Source organism: Hymenobacter chitinivorans DSM 11115, from assembly GCF_002797555.1.
Taxonomy (GTDB): Bacteria; Bacteroidota; Bacteroidia; order Cytophagales; family Hymenobacteraceae; genus Hymenobacter; species Hymenobacter chitinivorans.
Genome location: NZ_PGFA01000001.1, coordinates 1,062,010 through 1,078,413, shown reverse-complemented (window position 1 = coordinate 1,078,413; position 16,404 = coordinate 1,062,010). Strand labels below are relative to the sequence as shown.

13 protein-coding genes and 1 tRNA gene are annotated in these 16,404 nt (G+C 60.9%); 13 read left to right on the top strand and 1 reads right to left on the bottom strand.

Annotated elements, in window-relative coordinates; translation table 11 throughout:
• The first annotated feature begins 44 nt into the window (after positions 1–44).
• The 13 genes from CLV45_RS04560 to CLV45_RS04500 all read left to right on the top strand — a co-directional run bounded on the left by CLV45_RS04560 (position 45) and on the right by CLV45_RS04500 (position 15,995).
• A complete protein-coding gene (locus CLV45_RS04560; protein ID WP_100335206.1) occupies positions 45–1,034 on the top strand; it encodes a ketopantoate reductase family protein in 990 nt (329 codons plus the stop codon).
• Positions 1,035–1,258: 224 nt separating this feature from the next.
• Positions 1,259–1,855 (top strand): TetR/AcrR family transcriptional regulator, encoded by a 597-nt coding sequence (locus CLV45_RS04555; RefSeq protein WP_100335205.1) that lies wholly within the window; start codon positions 1,259–1,261, stop codon positions 1,853–1,855.
• Positions 1,856–1,944: 89 nt separating this feature from the next.
• Entirely contained in the window at positions 1,945–3,078 is a 1,134-nt protein-coding gene (locus CLV45_RS04550; RefSeq protein ID WP_100335204.1) for a thiolase family protein, read from the top strand.
• Between the two features lie 57 nt (positions 3,079–3,135).
• Positions 3,136–4,389: a beta-ketoacyl-ACP synthase II gene (gene fabF, locus CLV45_RS04545; protein ID WP_100335203.1), complete on the top strand. Its 1,254-nt coding sequence runs from the start codon at positions 3,136–3,138 to the stop codon at positions 4,387–4,389.
• A gap of 345 nt (positions 4,390–4,734) precedes the next feature.
• Positions 4,735–5,106, top strand: coding sequence for a nuclear transport factor 2 family protein (locus tag CLV45_RS04540; protein WP_100335202.1), 372 nt, complete (start codon positions 4,735–4,737; stop codon positions 5,104–5,106).
• 58 nt (positions 5,107–5,164) lie between these two features.
• The gene (locus CLV45_RS04535) at positions 5,165–6,649 is read left to right on the top strand and encodes an aminotransferase-like domain-containing protein (RefSeq protein ID WP_100335201.1); all 1,485 of its coding nucleotides are present in this window, start codon (positions 5,165–5,167) and stop codon (positions 6,647–6,649) included.
• Positions 6,650–6,709: 60 nt separating this feature from the next.
• Positions 6,710–7,273 (top strand): DinB family protein, encoded by a 564-nt coding sequence (locus CLV45_RS04530; RefSeq protein ID WP_100335200.1) that lies wholly within the window; start codon positions 6,710–6,712, stop codon positions 7,271–7,273.
• Complete coding sequence (locus CLV45_RS04525; protein WP_100335199.1) at positions 7,270–8,832, top strand: amino acid permease; 1,563 nt, start codon at positions 7,270–7,272, stop codon at positions 8,830–8,832. The genes CLV45_RS04530 and CLV45_RS04525 overlap by 4 nt, the downstream gene beginning before the upstream one ends.
• 60 nt (positions 8,833–8,892) lie before the next feature.
• The gene (locus tag CLV45_RS04520) at positions 8,893–9,750 is read left to right on the top strand and encodes an alpha/beta hydrolase (RefSeq protein ID WP_157807291.1); all 858 of its coding nucleotides are present in this window, start codon (positions 8,893–8,895) and stop codon (positions 9,748–9,750) included.
• A 67-nt stretch (positions 9,751–9,817) separates the two neighbouring features.
• Positions 9,818–10,804, top strand: coding sequence for an EamA family transporter (locus tag CLV45_RS04515; protein ID WP_100335197.1), 987 nt, complete (start codon positions 9,818–9,820; stop codon positions 10,802–10,804).
• A 106-nt stretch (positions 10,805–10,910) separates the two neighbouring features.
• On the top strand, positions 10,911–12,053 hold the full coding sequence (locus CLV45_RS25580) for a GNAT family N-acetyltransferase (RefSeq protein WP_100335196.1): 1,143 nt from the start codon (positions 10,911–10,913) through the stop codon (positions 12,051–12,053).
• Positions 12,054–12,083: 30 nt separating this feature from the next.
• The gene (locus CLV45_RS04505; protein WP_100335195.1) at positions 12,084–12,617 is read left to right on the top strand and encodes a DinB family protein; all 534 of its coding nucleotides are present in this window, start codon (positions 12,084–12,086) and stop codon (positions 12,615–12,617) included.
• 516 nt (positions 12,618–13,133) lie between these two features.
• Entirely contained in the window at positions 13,134–15,995 is a 2,862-nt protein-coding gene (locus tag CLV45_RS04500; protein WP_100335194.1) for a helicase-related protein, read from the top strand.
• Positions 15,996–16,271: 276 nt separating this feature from the next.
• On the opposite strand, the gene CLV45_RS04495 is transcribed toward CLV45_RS04500, so the two are convergent.
• A tRNA-Ile gene (locus tag CLV45_RS04495) sits at positions 16,272–16,345 on the bottom strand.
• Between the last annotated feature and the right edge of the window lie 59 nt (positions 16,346–16,404).

The window sequence follows — 16,404 nt, the reverse complement described above, 5'->3', positions numbered from 1 at the left end:
CCACGCCGGTCTTTACCTTCCACCTTCCTTCCACCTCCCGTCCCATGAATTTTCAGCAGCAACCCTTTGAACTTGCCGTCGTCGGACTGGGCGGCGTTGGGGGCTATTTTGGCTTCAAGCTGGCTCAATACTACGCCGAATCGGCCGCGGTTCGGGTTACGTTTATTGCCCGCGGGGCCACCTATGCCGCCGTGCGCCGGCAGGGCCTCACGCTGCTCTCGCCCGAGCACACCGATTCCGTGGCCCATCCGGCGCAGGTGCTGGCCACGGTGGCCGAGCTGCCCACGGTAGACCTGTTGCTGCTCTGCGTCAAGGAGTACGACCTGGAAGACCTCTGCCGCCAGCTCCGTCCCGAGCTGCCGGCCGGCACCGTAATTCTGCCCCTGATGAACGGCGTAGACATCTACGAGCGGATCCGGCGGCAACTGCCGCAGGTCATCATCCTGCCGGCCTGCGTGTACGTGGCGTCCCATCTGCAAAGCCCGGGCGTGGTAGAGCACCGCGGCAATCCGGGCAGCATCATTGTTGGCCAAGACCCGCAGCATCCTTCCTTCAATCCTACCCCCCTGCTAAAGCAACTCACGGCCGCCGGCATTCAGCTAGAGTATCAGACGGATGCCTTTCCCGCCATCTGGACCAAGTTTTTCTTTATTGCCAGCTTTGGCTTGGTCTCGGCCCGCTACAACCAATCCATCGGTCAGGTTCACGAAAACCCAGTGCTGCACGCCCGGGCCCGGCGCCTGATGCAGGAAATAGCGGCCATTGCCCAGGCCAAAGGCATTGCCCTGCCCCCCGACCTCATCGAGCGTACGTTCCAAAAAGCCGCCACCTTCCCCTACCACACCCCTACTTCCCTGCAGCTGGACGTGCACGCGGGCAAGGCCCGCACGGAGCTGGAGTTGTTTGCCGGCGCCATCCTCTCCTACGGCGCAGCCCTGGACCTGCCCGTGCCGGAAACCCGGACCATTTACCAGGAAATTCAGGCGCAGTTGGCCGCCACAGAGCCGCCGCAGGCGCCAGTCGCGCCCAGTTAGTTGCCCCCAACGCCCGGCAAGGCAGGTTCTAGCGCATTGTAGCAGCTAGGCCAGTGCTGCAAACCCGGCGGCTGTGCTTGCCGTGGAAGACGCTGCTAATCGGCTCCTTGGCTTTGGTAACCGACAACCGGCAAGGCTTGGTGCACCAGGCCAGACCCGAAACTTTCCGGAATTGTTGCAGTTTTAGTACCGATTGGTATATTTGCTCCGATTTCAATTTTCTCATGTCCAAAGCCGAGCGCACCCGCCAGTTCATTATCGAGCAAACTGCCCCGATTTTCAACCGTCAGGGCTACGCGGGCACGTCTTTGAGCGACCTGACCCTGGCCACCGGCCTGACCAAGGGCGCCATCTACGGCAACTTTGAAAACAAGGAAGAAGTAGCCCTGGCGGCCTTCGAGCACAACCTATCCTACGTAACCAACGGCCTGCGCGCCAGCGCCGCCAAGTCGGCCTCGGCCCGCGAGAAGCTGCTGGCCGTGCCGCGCTTCTACCGGCACGCCTACGCCGAAATACGCGCCCGGGGTGGCTGCCCCATTCTCAACACGGCCGTGGAAGTCGACGATGCCCCGCCCAGCCCCCTGCGGCGGCGCGTGGAAGAAACCCTGCGCGGCTGGCGCGGCAACCTGGTGCGTATCATCGAAGCCGGGCAGCAAACTGGGGAGCTGCGCCCCGAAATCAATGCCGCGCACTACGCCACGGTCTTCATGGCCCTCATCGAGGGCGGCGTGCTGCTGGCCAACACCACCGGCGACGCCCAGGCGCTCTACACCACTCTCGACCACCTCGAGCACGTCATTGAAACGCAGTTGGTGACCTGACTTTTTTTTGCCTGTCAATATACCGAACGGTATAAAATGTTAAACAGCCATTCGCAAGCGCTTCTTCTACCATCCTTACTTCTCTGCCCATGAATGCTTACCTGCTGGATTTTGCCCGCACTCCGTTTCAGTTTGCCCGCAAAGGCGCTTTTGCGGCTCTGCCGCCGGCCGAGCTGGCCGCCCAGCTGGTGCGGGGGCTGCTGGCCCGCCAAGCCTTTGACCCGGCCGAGCTGGAAGATGTGCTACTGGGCTGCGCCTACCCCGAGGGCGAGCAGGGCGACAACCTGGCCCGCATCGTGGCCTTGCTGGCCGGGCTGCCCGACCACGTGGCCGGGGCCACCATCAACCGCTTCTGCGGCTCCTCGATGACGAGCATACACGCGGCGGCCGGCAGCATTGCCACCGGCGCCGGCGAGGCTTTTCTGTGCCTGGGCGTGGAATCGATGACCAAAGTACCCCAGGGCGGCCTCCACCCCGCGCCCAACCCGCGCCTGCAGCAGCTGCGCCCGGAAGCGTATATCGCCATGGGCCTGACGGCCGAGAACGTGGCCCGGCGCTACAATATCAGTCGGGAGGCCCAGGAGGAGTTTGCTGCCGCCAGCCAAGCCAAAGCCGTCGTGGCGGCAGCCGACGCCTTCGCCGACGAGCTGCTTCCGGTGACGCTGCCCGACGGCACCCTCGTGACCCAGGACGGCTGCCTGCGCCCGGCTACGTCGCTCGAAGGTCTGGCGGCGCTCAAGCCTGCCTTTGCCGCCGACGGAACCGTAACGGCGGGTACCTCGTCGCCGCTGACGGACGGGGCGGCGGCCGTGCTGGTAGTGAGCGAGGCGTTTTTACGGCGGCACAACCTTACGCCCCTGGCCCAGCTGCGGGCCGTAGCCGTGGCGGGCGTAGCCCCCGAGGTAATGGGCCTGGGCCCGGTGCCAGCCACGGGCAAGGCGCTGGCCCGGGCGGGGCTGGGTGTGGCCGACATCGACGTGGTAGAGCTCAACGAGGCGTTTGCCGCCCAGGCCCTGGCCTGCCAGCAGGAACTAGGCCTCGCGCCAGCCAAGCTGAACCTGGACGGGGGCGCCCTTGCCCTGGGGCACCCGCTCGGGGCCACCGGGGCCCGCATTACGGGCAAAGCCGCGAGCCTGCTGCGGCGCACGGGCGGCCGCTACGCCCTGGCCACGCAGTGCATTGGTGGCGGGCAGGGCATTGCGACGGTGCTCGAACGCTGCTAAGGGCCAGTCCTGACCGACGGCTTTTTCCTGTTATTCTTTTCCCTTCTCACTTTCTTCATGCCTGAATTAAAACGCGTAGTCATTACCGGAGTGGGCGCCGTGACACCACTCGGCAACACCGCCGAATCCTTTGGCCGGGCCCTAGTAGCGGGCGTCAGCGGGGCGGCGCCCATCACCCGCTTCGACGCGGCCAAGTTTAAAACCCGCTTTGCCTGTGAGGTTAAAGGCTTTGACCCACTCAACTTCCTGGAGCGCAGCGAAGCGCGCAAGTATGACCTCTTCACCCAGTACGCCCTGGCCGCGACGGAGGAAGCCGTGCGCCACGCCCAACTGGATTTCGACCGGCTGAACCGCAACCGTATCGGCGTCATTTGGGGTTCGGGCATCGGGGGGCTGTGCACGCTGCAGGAGCAAATCACGGAATTTGCCCGCGGCGACGGCACGCCCCGCTTCAACCCGTTCTTTATCAGCAAGATGATCGTAGATATCGCCGCTGGGGTCATTTCCATCAAGTACGGCCTGCGGGGTCTGAATTACGCCACGGTGTCGGCCTGCGCTACCTCCACAACGGCGCTGATTGACGCCTTTACCTACCTGCGCCTGGGCAAGGCCGATATTTTGATTTCCGGGGGCTCGGAAGCAACCGTGAACGAGACGGCCGTGGGCGGCTTCAACGCCTCCCGGGCGTTGTCGACCCGCAACGACGAGCCCACTGGCGCCTCCCGGCCGTTTGACGTGGGCCGGGACGGCTTTGTGCTGGGTGAAGGCGCGGGGGCCCTCGTGTTGGAAGAGTACGAGCACGCCCGGCGGCGCGGGGCACCCATCCTGGCCGAAGTGGTGGGCGGGGGCATGGCCGCCGATGCCTACCACCTGACCGGCACCCACCCCGAGGGCGAAGGCGCCTACCTGGGCATGCAGGCCGCCCTGGACGACGCCGGCCTGCAGCCCGAGCAGATTGACTACCTCAACGCCCACGCCACTTCCACCCCCCAGGGCGACACGAGCGAGCTGCGGGCCATACGCCGCCTGTTTGGTTCGGACTCGGAGCTGCGCATCAGCGCCACCAAATCTATGACCGGCCACCTGCTGGGCGCAGCCGGAGCCATCGAAGCCATTGCCTGCGTGCAGGCCGTGCGCGACGACGTGATTCCGCCCACCATCAACACGACCACCGTGGAGCCGGAATTTGCCCAGGGCCTGCACCTGACCCTGAACCGCGCCGAGCACCGGCGCGTGGACTACGCGCTGAGCAACACCTTCGGCTTTGGCGGGCACGTGGCCTGCCTGATTGTGAAGAAATATTCGACCTAACTGTGCTGGCAGCTCGCTACTTGAGTTTCGCAGCAAGTTGAAAACAGATACATTTCCGGTCACCGCCCGGTGGCGCCAGTGCTGACGGATTTTGGCCCACCTGGCTCCGGCGCCCGCCACCCGGGGCTGGACCAGACGGCCACCCTGATGCTGGGGGATTCTATCCGAAGCAAACGGCTCGGGCCCCGCTGGTAGTGTACGGGCAGCGCCAGGCGGGCAGTTGCTGGTCCCGGCCGGCAACTGTGTTGGTCGGTTAAGCTCAAAACTGCCTCTGTTTTGAGGGCCCCGCGGCCCAGATTTTTGTCGGGTTGCTGTCCATCCTGTGCCACTACTTTTCCTTTTCCCATGAGCCCCGAACAAGCCGCCGAATTTGCCCACGACTGGGTAGAGAGCTGGAATGCCCACGACCTGAACCGCATCATGGCCCACTACGCCGAGGAGCTGGATTTTTGCTCGCCGCTGATTCAGCAGCTCGGCGCCGATGCCAGCGGCACGCTCCATTCCAAAGAAGCCCTGCGCGCCTACTTTGCCACGGGCCTGGACCGCTACCCCAACCTGCGGTTTGAATTGCAGCAGGTGCTGCCCGGCGTGCAGTCCGTGGTGCTTTACTACCGCAGCATCAACGACTGGCCCGCGGCCGAATACATGGAGCTGAACGCCCAGGGCCGGGTGCAGCGGGTGCGGGCCCACTACGCCGCCCCAGCCGCCGGCCATTAATCCCTGCCCGTCTCGGTACCTTTTCAGGTGCTTATTATCCACTTCCCATTGGCCTGCCATGAACTCCACCTTGACCGTTGCTGCTGCGCCCCACAAGTACCAGGTGGTAGCCAATCACCTGGCGGCCCAGATTCGGGGCGGCGCCCTACGCCCCGGCGACAAGCTGCCTTCGGTGCGGGTGCTGAGCCGGGAGCAGGGCCTGAGCATAAGCACTATTCTGCAGGCCTACTACGCGCTGGAGGCGGGCGGCCTGGTGGAAGTCCGGCCCCAGTCGGGCTACTACGTGTGCTTGCCCGGCCGCGCCTCGGCCGCCCTGCCCACGCCCACGCGGCCCTCGGCCCAGCCGCCGGAAGCCACTGCATTCAGTGATACCGAAGACCTGATTGCCGAATACGCCGCCCACATGCACCGTCCGGATTTGTTGCCGCTTTCCCTCTCGGTGCCCCACGCCTCGGTGCTGCCCGTGGCCCGGCTGGCCGAGGCCGTACGGCGGGCCCAGCAGCAGCTGCCGCAGGCCGGCACCCGCTACGAGCCGGCGCAGGGCAACAGGCTGCTGCGGCAGCAGATTGCCCGCTACAGCGTGCTCTGGGGCGGACAGCTCACTGAGCACGATTTGCTCACCACTGAGGGTTGCATAGCGGCTATTTCGCTGTGCCTGCTGGCTATTACCAAGCCCGGCGACACGCTGGCCGTGGAAAGCCCGACCTACCTCGGCGTGCTGCAGTTGGCCCGGGCCCTGGGCCGGCAGGTGCTGGAGCTGCCCACCCACCCTGTGACGGGCATCGAGCTGGGCGCGCTGACCGAGCACCTGGCCGCGGGGCGCGTGCAGGCGTGTTTGCTTACGCCCAACTTCAACAACCCCATGGGCAGCTGCATGCCCGAGGCCCGCAAGCGTGAGTTGGTGCAGCTGCTGGAGCGCTACCAGGTGCCCCTCATTGAAGACGACCTCTACGGCGACCTGCACTTCGGCACCCAGCGGCCCAAACCCTGCAAGGCCTTCGATACCAGCGGACTGGTGCTTTGGTGCGGCTCGGTAAGTAAAACCCTGGCCCCGGGTTACCGCGTGGGTTGGGTGGCGCCGGGCCGCTACCTCGAGCAGCTCAAGCGCCTGAAACTCTACCAGCAGGTGGCCTCGCCCGGACTTACGCACCAGGCCATCGGGCACCTGCTGGCTACCGGCCGCTACGAGCTGCACCTGCGGCGGCTGCGGCGCTTCCTGCACGACAACTACCGGCGCTATGCCCGGGTCATCGAGGCGGAGTTTGCGGCCAGCAAAGTCAGCCAGCCCCAGGGCGGTTTTCTGCTGTGGGTGGAGCTGCCGGCAGCAGTTAGCGCCACGGCCCTGTTCCGCCGGGCTGCCGCCGAGGGGCTGAGCATTGCGCCCGGGCGCATGTTTACCCTGCACGAGCAGTACCACAACTGCTTCCGCCTCAGCTACGGGCTACCCCTCACGGCGGAGGTTGAAGCGGGGCTGAGACGGCTGGGCGCACTCGTGCGCGAAGCCCTTGCCCAGGCCGGCCAGCCTCCGGCCGAGGCGGAATGATGCGCCAATACGAATCTGTCCTTACCTGCTTACCTCCCTACCTCCTAATCCCACAACTGCATGGAACAACTGAAATGGTTTGAGCGCGAATTTACCCAGCCCACCGATCCGCGCCTGCTGCCTTCGCTGCTGGAACGCCTGCTGGGCACTGCGGCCCGGCTGGAAGAAAAGCTGGCCACTATTGCCCCCGAATGGCACACGACGCGGGTAGACGGCACCTGGACCATTCAGGAAAACGTGGGCCACCTCGTGGACTTAGAGCCCCTGTGGCTCGGCCGGCTGGAGGACATCGTCGAGGGCAAGGCCGAGCTGCGCCCCACCGACCTGAACAACGAGGCCACAACCCGGGCGGGGCACAACGATGCGCCCCTGGCCGCGCTGCTGCGCAGCTTCCGCCAGCAGCGCCTACGCACAGTGCAGCGCCTGCAGGAGCTCCCCGGCGACGTACTAAACCGCTCGGCCCTGCACCCGCGCATGGGCACCCCAATGCGGCCCGCCGACCTGTTTTTGTTTGTGGCCGAGCACGACGACCACCATCTGGCCCGCATCAGCGCCCTGACTCGCCAGCTGGCCGCGGCCGGGCACGTGGCTTCACCTTCCGCTTCTAGCCCCGCCCACGCATGAGCCGCCTCTTCGCTACCAAACCCCTGGCCGTGCTCCTGGGCGAGGCCAATTCCACCGGGCACGGCGCCCTGAAACGCACCCTGGGCGCGGGCAACCTGGTGGCCCTGGGCGTGGGGGCCATCATCGGCTCCGGCCTGTTTATCCGCACCGCCAACGCCGTGTCGCAGGCCTCGGGGCCGGGCGTGACGCTGGCTTTCGTGCTGGCGGCGCTGGGCTGCGTGTTTGCCGGGCTGTGCTACGCCGAGTTTGCGGCCATGATTCCCATTGCCGGCTCGGCCTACACCTACGCCTACACCACCATGGGCGAATTCGTGGCCTGGGTTATTGGCTGGGCCCTGATTATGGAATACGCCCTGGGCGCGGCCACCGTGAGCATCGGCTGGAGTGAATACCTGAATAAGCTCTTGCAGGCCTTCGACGTGCACCTGCCCTACAGCCTGACGCACTCCCCGCTGGAAAGCGCCGTACTGGACGGCGTGGCCCAGCACGGACTGATTAACCTGCCGGCCGTGCTGGTCGTGGTGGCGCTGAGCCTGCTGCTGGTGAAGGGCACCCAGGAATCGGCCGTATTCAACTCCGTGATGGTCGTGGTGAAAGTGGCCGTCGTGCTGCTTTTTATTGGAGTCGGCTGGCAGTTTATTGAGCCCGCCAACCACACGCCCTACCTGATTCCGGAAAACGCCGAGCCCGTGAAAAACGCGGCCGGGGAAGTAGTGCGCGAGTACTCGGCCTGGAACAAGCACGGCTGGGGCGGTATCCTGGGCGGGGCCGCCATTGTGTTCTTCGCCTTCATTGGCTTCGATGCAGTGAGCACCGCGGCCCAGGAAGCCAAGAACCCCAAGCGCGACATGCCCATCAGCATCCTGGGCTCGTTGGCCATTTGCACGGTGCTCTACGTGCTGTTTGGCCACGTGTTGACGGGCGTTGCCAACTGGCGCGAGTTTGCCGACCCTTCACTTGGAGCGGAAGCCTCGGTGGCCTACGCCATCCGGGCCCACATGCCCGGCTACGGCTGGCTGGCCACGGCCGTGACGCTGGCCATTCTGCTGGGCTTTTCGTCGGTGGTGTTGGTTATGCTCATGGGCCAGAGCCGGGTGTTTTTCTCCATGGCCAAGGACGGGCTGATGCCGAACGCCTTTGCCGAGCTGCACCCGCGCTACCGTACGCCCTACAAGTCCAACCTGGTGCTCATGGGCTTCGTGGGCTTGTTTGCCGCCTTCGTACCCGGCTCCCTGGCCGGTGACTTGACCTCCTTCGGTACCCTGCTGGCCTTTGTGCTCGTGTCAATTGGGGTGTGGCTGATGCGCCGCTCCCACCCCGAGCAGCCACGGCCGTTTCGGGCGCCGCTTTCCTCGCCGCGCTTTCCGCTGGTGCCTTTCCTGGGCGCTTTGCTCTGCACCTTGCTCATTGCGGCCCTCGATGCCTTTACGCTGCAGGTAGCCGCCGTCTGGATGCTGTTGGGCTTCGTGGTGTACTTCCTCTACGGCAAGAAACACTCTAAGCTGCAGCAGGGCATCGTGGTGGTGCCCACCGAACTGGAAGAGCCCGTCAACAGCTAGTCCTTCCGATTTCTGCACTTCTCCCGCTTTAGCCGGCTGCTTACGGTGGCCCTCTTGCCCATGCCCAAACCTCTGCCCCTGGCCCTGCGCGCCCTGCGCTTTTTCTATCGGTTTCTGAGCCCCGTGCTGCCGGCATTGGGGGTGCGGCTGCTGTGGCAAACTTTCCGACCCCGGCGCCGGCTGCTGCGCGCCGAGCAAGCCCAGTTTATGGCCGGCGCCGCGCCGTTTTCATTTTCCAGCACTGGTGCCCTGACCGGACAGACCATCCGGCTGCAGGGCTACCGCTGGGGCAGCGGGCCGCGCACGGTGCTACTGGTACACGGCTGGGAAGGCAGCCCCGCCGACTTTCGGGAACTGGTACCCGCCCTGCTGCGCCAGGGCTACGCCGTGGCCGCCTTCGACCAGCCGGCCCACGGCCATTCCGAAGGCGCCGAAACCAACCTGGTAGAAATGAAGCAAGCCCTGGTGGACTATACCCTCAGCGTGGGCCCGCCCTACGCCGTGGTGGCCCACTCCCTGGGCGGCACGGCTGCCGCGCTCTTCCTACGGGACGCCGCCGCACCAGTAGAGAAGTTTACGTTTGTGGCCAGCCCCTTGTCGGCCCGCGACACGTTTGAGGTGGTCTTTACTCCGCTGCAAGTGCCCCAGGCGGTGCGCAGCCGGTTTTATGAGCGCCTGGCCCGGCACCTGCGCCAGCCGGTGGAACATATTGCCTTTGCCCCCGCCGCCCAGCTAAGCGCCCACCGGGTGCTGGGTGTGTACGACGCCACCGACGAGCAGGTGGTATTCGAACGGGTGCAGCAGTACCTGACGGCCAACGCGGTGATTGAGCCGCTCGTGGTCCGTGGCGTGGGCCACACCCGGCTGCTGCGGCACGCGCCCGTGGTGCAGCGCATCGTGAATTTTATCGACGCTTAACCCGCCGCCCGCCCTAGCCCGCCGGCAACGGCTGCTTTGCTTTTATTAACTTCTTACTGAGCCGCTCATGCCCGCTACTGCCAATGCTCCTCTGCGCCGAAGCGCCCCACTCAAGCCTCTTCCGGGCCTGGGTACGCCGTCACGGGCCGCCGTGGGGCTGGCTTTTGCCGCCATCTACCTCATTTGGGGGTCGACGTACCTGGCCGCGCTGGTAGCCCTGGAAACTTTGCCGCCCTACCTGATGATGGCCGCCCGGCTGCTGGTGGCAGGCTCCCTACTGGCGGCCCTGGCCCGCTGGCGACATCCTACTGCCTCCCTGCGGGCCGGCTGGACGCGCAACGCGGCCAGTGGGGTTCTGATTCTGGGCCTGGGCAGCAGCTCCACGGTGTGGGCCGAGCAAGTGCTGCCCAGCAGCCTGGCCGCCATTCTGGCCACTACGGTACCCCTGTGGCTGGCCGTACTCGACTGGCCGCGGTGGGCCCGCTACCGGCGCGAGAAGCTGCGGCTGTTCGGGCTGCTGTTGGGCGGTCTGGGGGTGGTAGGCTTGTTTGGGAAGCAGCTGGCCGCGCCGGCGGTGCTCAGTCCCGGGTATTGGTTGGCCGTGGGCGCCATCGTGGCCGGCAGCCTGTGCACGGCCGCCGGGTCCTTGCTGGCCCGCTACCGCGCCGCACCGGGGCCGCCCCTGGCTAATGCGGCGGTACAGCTGCTGGCTGCCGGGCTGTTCTGCGGCCTGGTCAGCGCTGGGGCCGGCGAGTGGACGCACTTTACGCTGGCCCGGGTCAGTTTCCGCAGCGGCTGGGCCGTGGCTTACCTGGTTGTTTTTGGGTCGGGAATAGCTTATCTGGCTTACCTGTGGCTACTGCAAGTCCGCCCGCCGGCCGTGGTGGGCACCTACGCCTACGTCAACCCCGTGGTGGCCGTGCTGCTGGGCGCCGGCCTGGCCCACGAGGCTATTACCTTGCCGCAGGTACTGGCCCTGGCCATCATCCTGCTCGGGGTGTGGCTCATTAACCGCCCGACGGCCAGCCCCGGCCCGGCCGAAACGCAACCCTAATTGAAGTCGGCGACCCAGCGGCTTTGACGAGGATTTTCAACTCATTTTGTCCCAGGGGCGCTTCTGCGGCCTGCAAGACCATTGTTCCACCTTTACTTTCTTTCCCATGGCACCCGACTACCTCAGCAGTGTTCGAAAACAATTTGAGTACTATAAGCTGCTCGGCGACAAGACGTTTGCCCAGCTGCCCGACGACGCCCTGTTCTGGCGCTACAACGCCGAAAGCAACAGCATTGCCGTCATCGTGCAGCACCTGTGGGGCAACATGCTTTCCCGCTGGACCGACTTCCTGACCTCCGACGGGGAGAAGGAGTGGCGCAACCGGGACGCCGAGTTTGAACCGAAAATCCAAACCCGGCCCGAGCTGCTCGCCAAGTGGGAAGCGGGCTGGAGCTGCCTGTTCACCGCCCTGGACTCCATCACCGAAGCCAATTGGGACACCACCGTCTACATCCGCAACCAGGGGCACACCGTTACCGAGGCCCTCAACCGGCAGCTGGCCCACTACCCCTACCACGTCGGTCAAATCGTATTCATCGGCAAGATGATTAAGGACGGCCAGTGGAATTCACTCTCCATCCCGCGGGGAAATTCACAAGGCTATAACGCGGAAAAGTTTGCCCAGCCTAAACGGAAAGTGCACTTCACCCAGGAGTATCTACCGGGCCACAGCGCCGCTCCGGGTACTACCGAAAGTGCGGGAAGCCAACAGAAGAAAGCCGGGCAAGCTACGGCCAGGCAGCAGCAGCCAACAGCCCAGCAGGTGCACATCCTGCCCTACGAGCCGCGGTACGCCCCCGATTTCAAGCGCCTGAACGTAGCCTGGATTGAAAAAGACTTTGTGCTGGAAGAAGCCGATTTGAAGATGCTGGACCACCCCGAGGAATACGTGCTACAGCCGGGCGGCCACATCCTCTTTGCCGAGTACCAGGGGCAGATAGTGGGTACCTGCGCCCTGGTGCGCATGGGCGAAGGCACGCTGGAATTAGCCAAAATGGCCGTGGCCCCGGCTGCTCAGGGTCTGGGCATCGGTCGGCAGCTAGCCCAGGCCGCCCTCGACAAAGCCCGGCAGCTGGGCGCGCGGCGGGTATACCTGGAAAGCAATACCAAGCTCGAATCCGCCCTTCAGCTCTACCACAAGCTGGGCTTCCAAACGATTGAGCCCGACCGGCCCTCGCCCTATGCGCGGGTCAATATTCAGATGGAATTGCTTTTTGCCGACGCGCCGGCCGAGGCTCCCAAGTTCTAGCAAAGCGGTTATTTCGAACGTACCACGCGGATGGAAATCCACACCGTAGCTTCGTTTCTGGACTACCACGAAAGAATCCGCCAACGCACCGATAAGCTCGTCGCGCTGGTGCCCGCCGACCAGCTGGAGTGGCGCTGCCGGCCCGGTAGCTTCTCCATCGGCGACACTATCCGCCACATCGTCGCCATCGAGCGGTACCTGTACGCGGAAGTTGCAGCCGGCCGGCCGAGCACCTACCGGGGCTGTGGCCGGGACCTGGCCGATGGCCCCGCCGCAGTGCTGGATTTCTACTGGCGCCTACGCGCCGAATCGACCGGCATTTTCCGCGCCCTGACCGACCAGGACCTGCCCCGCAAGTGCCTTACCCCGGGCCAGGGGCCGATTGCCTTGTGGAAATGGCTTCGCGCCCTGGTTGAGCACGAGATTCACCATCGGGGCCAGCTCTACCTCCTGCTGGCCATGACCGGTGTGCCCACGCCGCCTATTTTCGGCCTTACTTCCGAAGAAGTAATTTCTTTGGGTACTCCCCGCAGCACCGGCTCAGATGCAGCTCATCCCCTCTAATAAAAACGGCTTTAACCTTAAATTACTGGCAAAACTGTTGGCAGCAAATAAAAAAGCCGCTTGCTACTAGTAGCAAGCGGGGTTTTGGTGGGCCTGAGGCGTGAAGTATCGAACTATTGGCGCCAGGATTTAGAAGCTATTGCGGCGTTTAGCCACCAGGTTGAGCTTAGCTCAATTTCTGCCGATCAGCAGGAGGACCTTGCCTAATGAAGAAGGCCTCCTCTCCCACCGCTAAGTTCTAGATCCCTAATACACCTGCTGAGATATTGACGCTTGAAAGCATTGCCTTATGGCTAAACTCATGCGAGCAGACGTCATCGACAGTTATAAGGCCAAAAAACATGTCTGCGCTAGCGACAATACATTGCCATCCAGTTCCTAACTTACTATAACTAAATAGAGCTTTTATTGGAAGTGTTTTGTATAGTTCAGCTACTTTGAGCACGCTCTGTTAGCAAAGAGCTCTTTTTATTAATCGCCAGGTACATAGGTCCCTTTTTCTTTAATCACGCATCTATGAATTCTATTCCACTAGATATAGCTGATGATGCCGCCGGCCGGCCAGCACTCGCAGTAGGTCCAGGGGCGGGGATGATAATGGCAAAACATTGTTTGCCTCAAGCTAAGGATACAATTAGGCTGGCTAGCGTATATTTTTCGTTGACAGGTTATGACTTAACGCGCCATCTTATGAGTGGCGGTGCTACGCTTCGAATACTTATTGGACAAGATGACGAACCCAAAGCCCACCGGGCAGTCCTTAAGGAAATTTTAGCGGACCTAGGTCAATGCGAACGTCCGCTAACAGAGGCGATTGAAGATTTAGTACACCGTATGGAAGCGGGCCAATTCTTTATTCGAGAAGCGAGGGGCTATACCACAAGCTATGGCTACCATTGCAAGTTTTATCTAATGGATGGGTCCATAGGCTGGCATGGCTCAACTAATTTTAGCGGACGAGGGCTGCGAGACTCGGCAGAGCAGGCCAGTTTGCTAACTGACCCTCAACAAATAGCCTTACTGGCGCGCTGGTTCGATGAAGTTGCCGCACATGGCCGTGACCTTCTGGCAGAGCTACTAGCTCGCTTACAGGCATGGTTACGAATGGCCATGCCTTTTGAAATTTACTTGAAGGTGCTAGCTGCCGTACGTCGCTTAGAGGAGCCTTCTCGCCGTCCTCAAGCAGATTTGCCAACGCATTACCAACAGTTGCTGATAAGTCGAGCAGTACGGCAGCTCACAGAGTTCAGTGGCGCTTTAGTGGTGGCAGCCACCGGATTAGGAAAAACAGTGCTAGGCGCTGAGGTGGTTGCTCATTGCCGCGCTCGGGGTTTAACTAGGCGTTGCATCGTAATAGGTCCAGCTGGGTTACGCAAGCAGTGGCTGCGGCATGTGTGCGAAGACCGTGACATCAAGGCAGACTATTTTAGTTTGGAGACATTGTTTCAACCTAATTCAGAAAATGAGGAGCATCAGATAGAATTACTCCGCCAAAAGCTGCAAACAGCAGACACACACACTTTACTACTAATTGATGAGGTGCACACCTACCGCAATCAGTGGCTACGAGAATCATTGCAAGCAGAATCGAGCCGAGTATTTACGCGTTTAGTGCCGGCAATACAGCAGCAGGGGCTACACGTATTGCTACTTACAGCTACTGTTTACGGCACTGACTTTGGGAATTTAAAAAGCCTGCTGCATATGCTACCCTTGCAGCCCAAGTCAGCTGCTCAGCCCGGCACAGAGTGGGAAGCTCGTACAGCGGCCCAGTTTGCGATGTTACCAATAGTCACCGTGTTTGGAATACCACACGTTTTGCAACTGGCCCGCGAACGAGGCGACGTAGACGAATTAGAGCGGGTGTATGTAGAATTTAACAAGCAACGCTGCTATCTACCTCCAGAACTGCATTTATATGCTCCCCGTTATCAATTGCCTTGTGAAACCGCAATGCAACGAGCATTAGATGAAGAGCGCTTCGCTTCTACTAAACACGTATTACACGCTTACTTTTCAGAACAAATGCGCCTTGAAAAGGGAACAACTAACTCCCTCTTCAATGATGCTATTGAAGCTTGGCTTAGCTCGCCATGGGCGTTGGCGCAAAACCTGGCTCGAAATTTAGCAACTCCTGGCCAGCGTGACCCGGTTCCAGATAATCTACCGGATGCTGAAGCTCCCCGACCTTACGGATACGCACTGAAGCAGAAACAATCTACACGCTATCAAGTGTTAGCACCCCTATTGGATCAGTGCACGCAGGAGAGCTATACACACAATCATAAATTCGGGTTATTGCGTACAATCGTACAGCGTGCTTGCCTTGACTATACTGGACCTTCTACAGGCAAGGTATTGGTGTTTGTAAACCGCTGGGCAACGGCAATCTATTTAGTGAAAGGGTTAGCATACATTTTCGGAGCGAATTTACGGGTTGCGAGTACTGTAATAGAGCTTGCTAATGGAACAGCTGAATTATTGTTGTCCAGCAAAAGGAATAAAATCCTGCGCGATTTTGCTCCTGTAGCGCACAAGCGGCCAGCAGGAAGCGGCTTCGATTATCATGTGCTAATATGCACTGATGCTGATGGCAAAGGTGTGAACTTACAAGATGCCGATACGCTGGTTCATTACGATTTGCCTACAGCGGCTGATGAGCTTTATCAGCGCGTCGGGCGATTATTGCGACTGACCCCTAATCCTAACCGGCGCATTTCAATATATACACTAGAGCCTGCGCTGGGTTATGCCAACCAAGGAGAGTTACTTACAGTCGCGTCAAAGTCGCAGCAGAAGATTGCAACACTACTAAACCGCCTACAGCGAAGGCATGACCATTCACAAAGCATTATGGCGACAAGTGTACGCGGACGCCAGGAATACACACAGGAGCCGCTGGAAAATGCTTCCGTAATTATGACTGTCGACTTGATGACAGACCCCACTTTTATTGAAGCTACTGATGCGCCTGCACAGGCTGAATTGCGCCATTTATCAGTGTTATCACGTTATCGTGATATAGCTAATAATCTTCCTGAGAATGGACTACATAGTGCGCGTGCATATCAGGGTAGTCAAGCACGAATTATTGTTCTGCTACTAGTGGCGGGACATTATAACCTGTTCCGCTATAACCTCAAATTAGAAAAATTAGAGAAACCAACAGAGGAAGAAATGCTGGAGCAACTTGCTTGTGAAGTAGATACTGAACGTGTAGCATTACCTACTAGCTTGGTTGAGAATAGTGCTAATGTAGCGATTCAGGTATGGTGCAGTATGAATGGATTGCCACTAGAAGGAGCTATAAAGGTTTGTGCCCTTTATTTGGACCCAAGAGGCATGATAAATCGAGGCCCCAATCGATTATTTTCCTGACTTACAAGCAAGAATAAGTACACACCATTAGATAGCCTCTGTCTGTAGTGCGGCCTGCATCCGTTAGCAAGGTAGTGGTGACGAAATTCTACCAGCAAACACGGTCTGAAGCGCAAGCTATGCGTGTACTATAATTTAGAAAACCACTGCAAGCTTAAAATTTTAGTTTGAAAAGAAACGGGAATTAACCTAGTCTCCTCTTATTCTATCCTGATGCGACATCTATGCAGCATAAACAAAAAAACCCTGTCAGCTAACTGCTAACAGGGTATTCTGTGGGCCCAACTGGAATCGAACCAGTGACCTGCTGATTATGAGTCAGCTGCTCTAACCGATTGAGCTATAGGCCCGGCTAAAACCTTCCGGAGTTGGTTTCGGCAGTGCAAACTTCGAAGTTTGCAGCCGGATT

Excerpts from the sequence above, each read along its gene's own strand:
- CLV45_RS04560 (WP_100335206.1), top strand. The coding sequence starts at position 45 with ATGAATTTTCAGCAGCAACCCTTTGAACTTGCCGTCGTCGGACTGGGC.
- CLV45_RS04555 (WP_100335205.1), top strand. The coding sequence starts at position 1,259 with ATGTCCAAAGCCGAGCGCACCCGCCAGTTCATTATCGAGCAAACTGCC.
- CLV45_RS04550 (WP_100335204.1), top strand. The coding sequence starts at position 1,945 with ATGAATGCTTACCTGCTGGATTTTGCCCGCACTCCGTTTCAGTTTGCC.
- fabF (WP_100335203.1), top strand. The coding sequence starts at position 3,136 with ATGCCTGAATTAAAACGCGTAGTCATTACCGGAGTGGGCGCCGTGACA.
- CLV45_RS04540 (WP_100335202.1), top strand. The coding sequence starts at position 4,735 with ATGAGCCCCGAACAAGCCGCCGAATTTGCCCACGACTGGGTAGAGAGC.
- CLV45_RS04535 (WP_100335201.1), top strand. The coding sequence starts at position 5,165 with ATGAACTCCACCTTGACCGTTGCTGCTGCGCCCCACAAGTACCAGGTG.
- CLV45_RS04530 (WP_100335200.1), top strand. The coding sequence starts at position 6,710 with ATGGAACAACTGAAATGGTTTGAGCGCGAATTTACCCAGCCCACCGAT.
- CLV45_RS04525 (WP_100335199.1), top strand. The coding sequence starts at position 7,270 with ATGAGCCGCCTCTTCGCTACCAAACCCCTGGCCGTGCTCCTGGGCGAG.
- CLV45_RS04520 (WP_157807291.1), top strand. The coding sequence starts at position 8,893 with ATGCCCAAACCTCTGCCCCTGGCCCTGCGCGCCCTGCGCTTTTTCTAT.
- CLV45_RS04515 (WP_100335197.1), top strand. The coding sequence starts at position 9,818 with ATGCCCGCTACTGCCAATGCTCCTCTGCGCCGAAGCGCCCCACTCAAG.
- CLV45_RS25580 (WP_100335196.1), top strand. The coding sequence starts at position 10,911 with ATGGCACCCGACTACCTCAGCAGTGTTCGAAAACAATTTGAGTACTAT.
- CLV45_RS04505 (WP_100335195.1), top strand. The coding sequence starts at position 12,084 with ATGGAAATCCACACCGTAGCTTCGTTTCTGGACTACCACGAAAGAATC.
- CLV45_RS04500 (WP_100335194.1), top strand. The coding sequence starts at position 13,134 with ATGAATTCTATTCCACTAGATATAGCTGATGATGCCGCCGGCCGGCCA.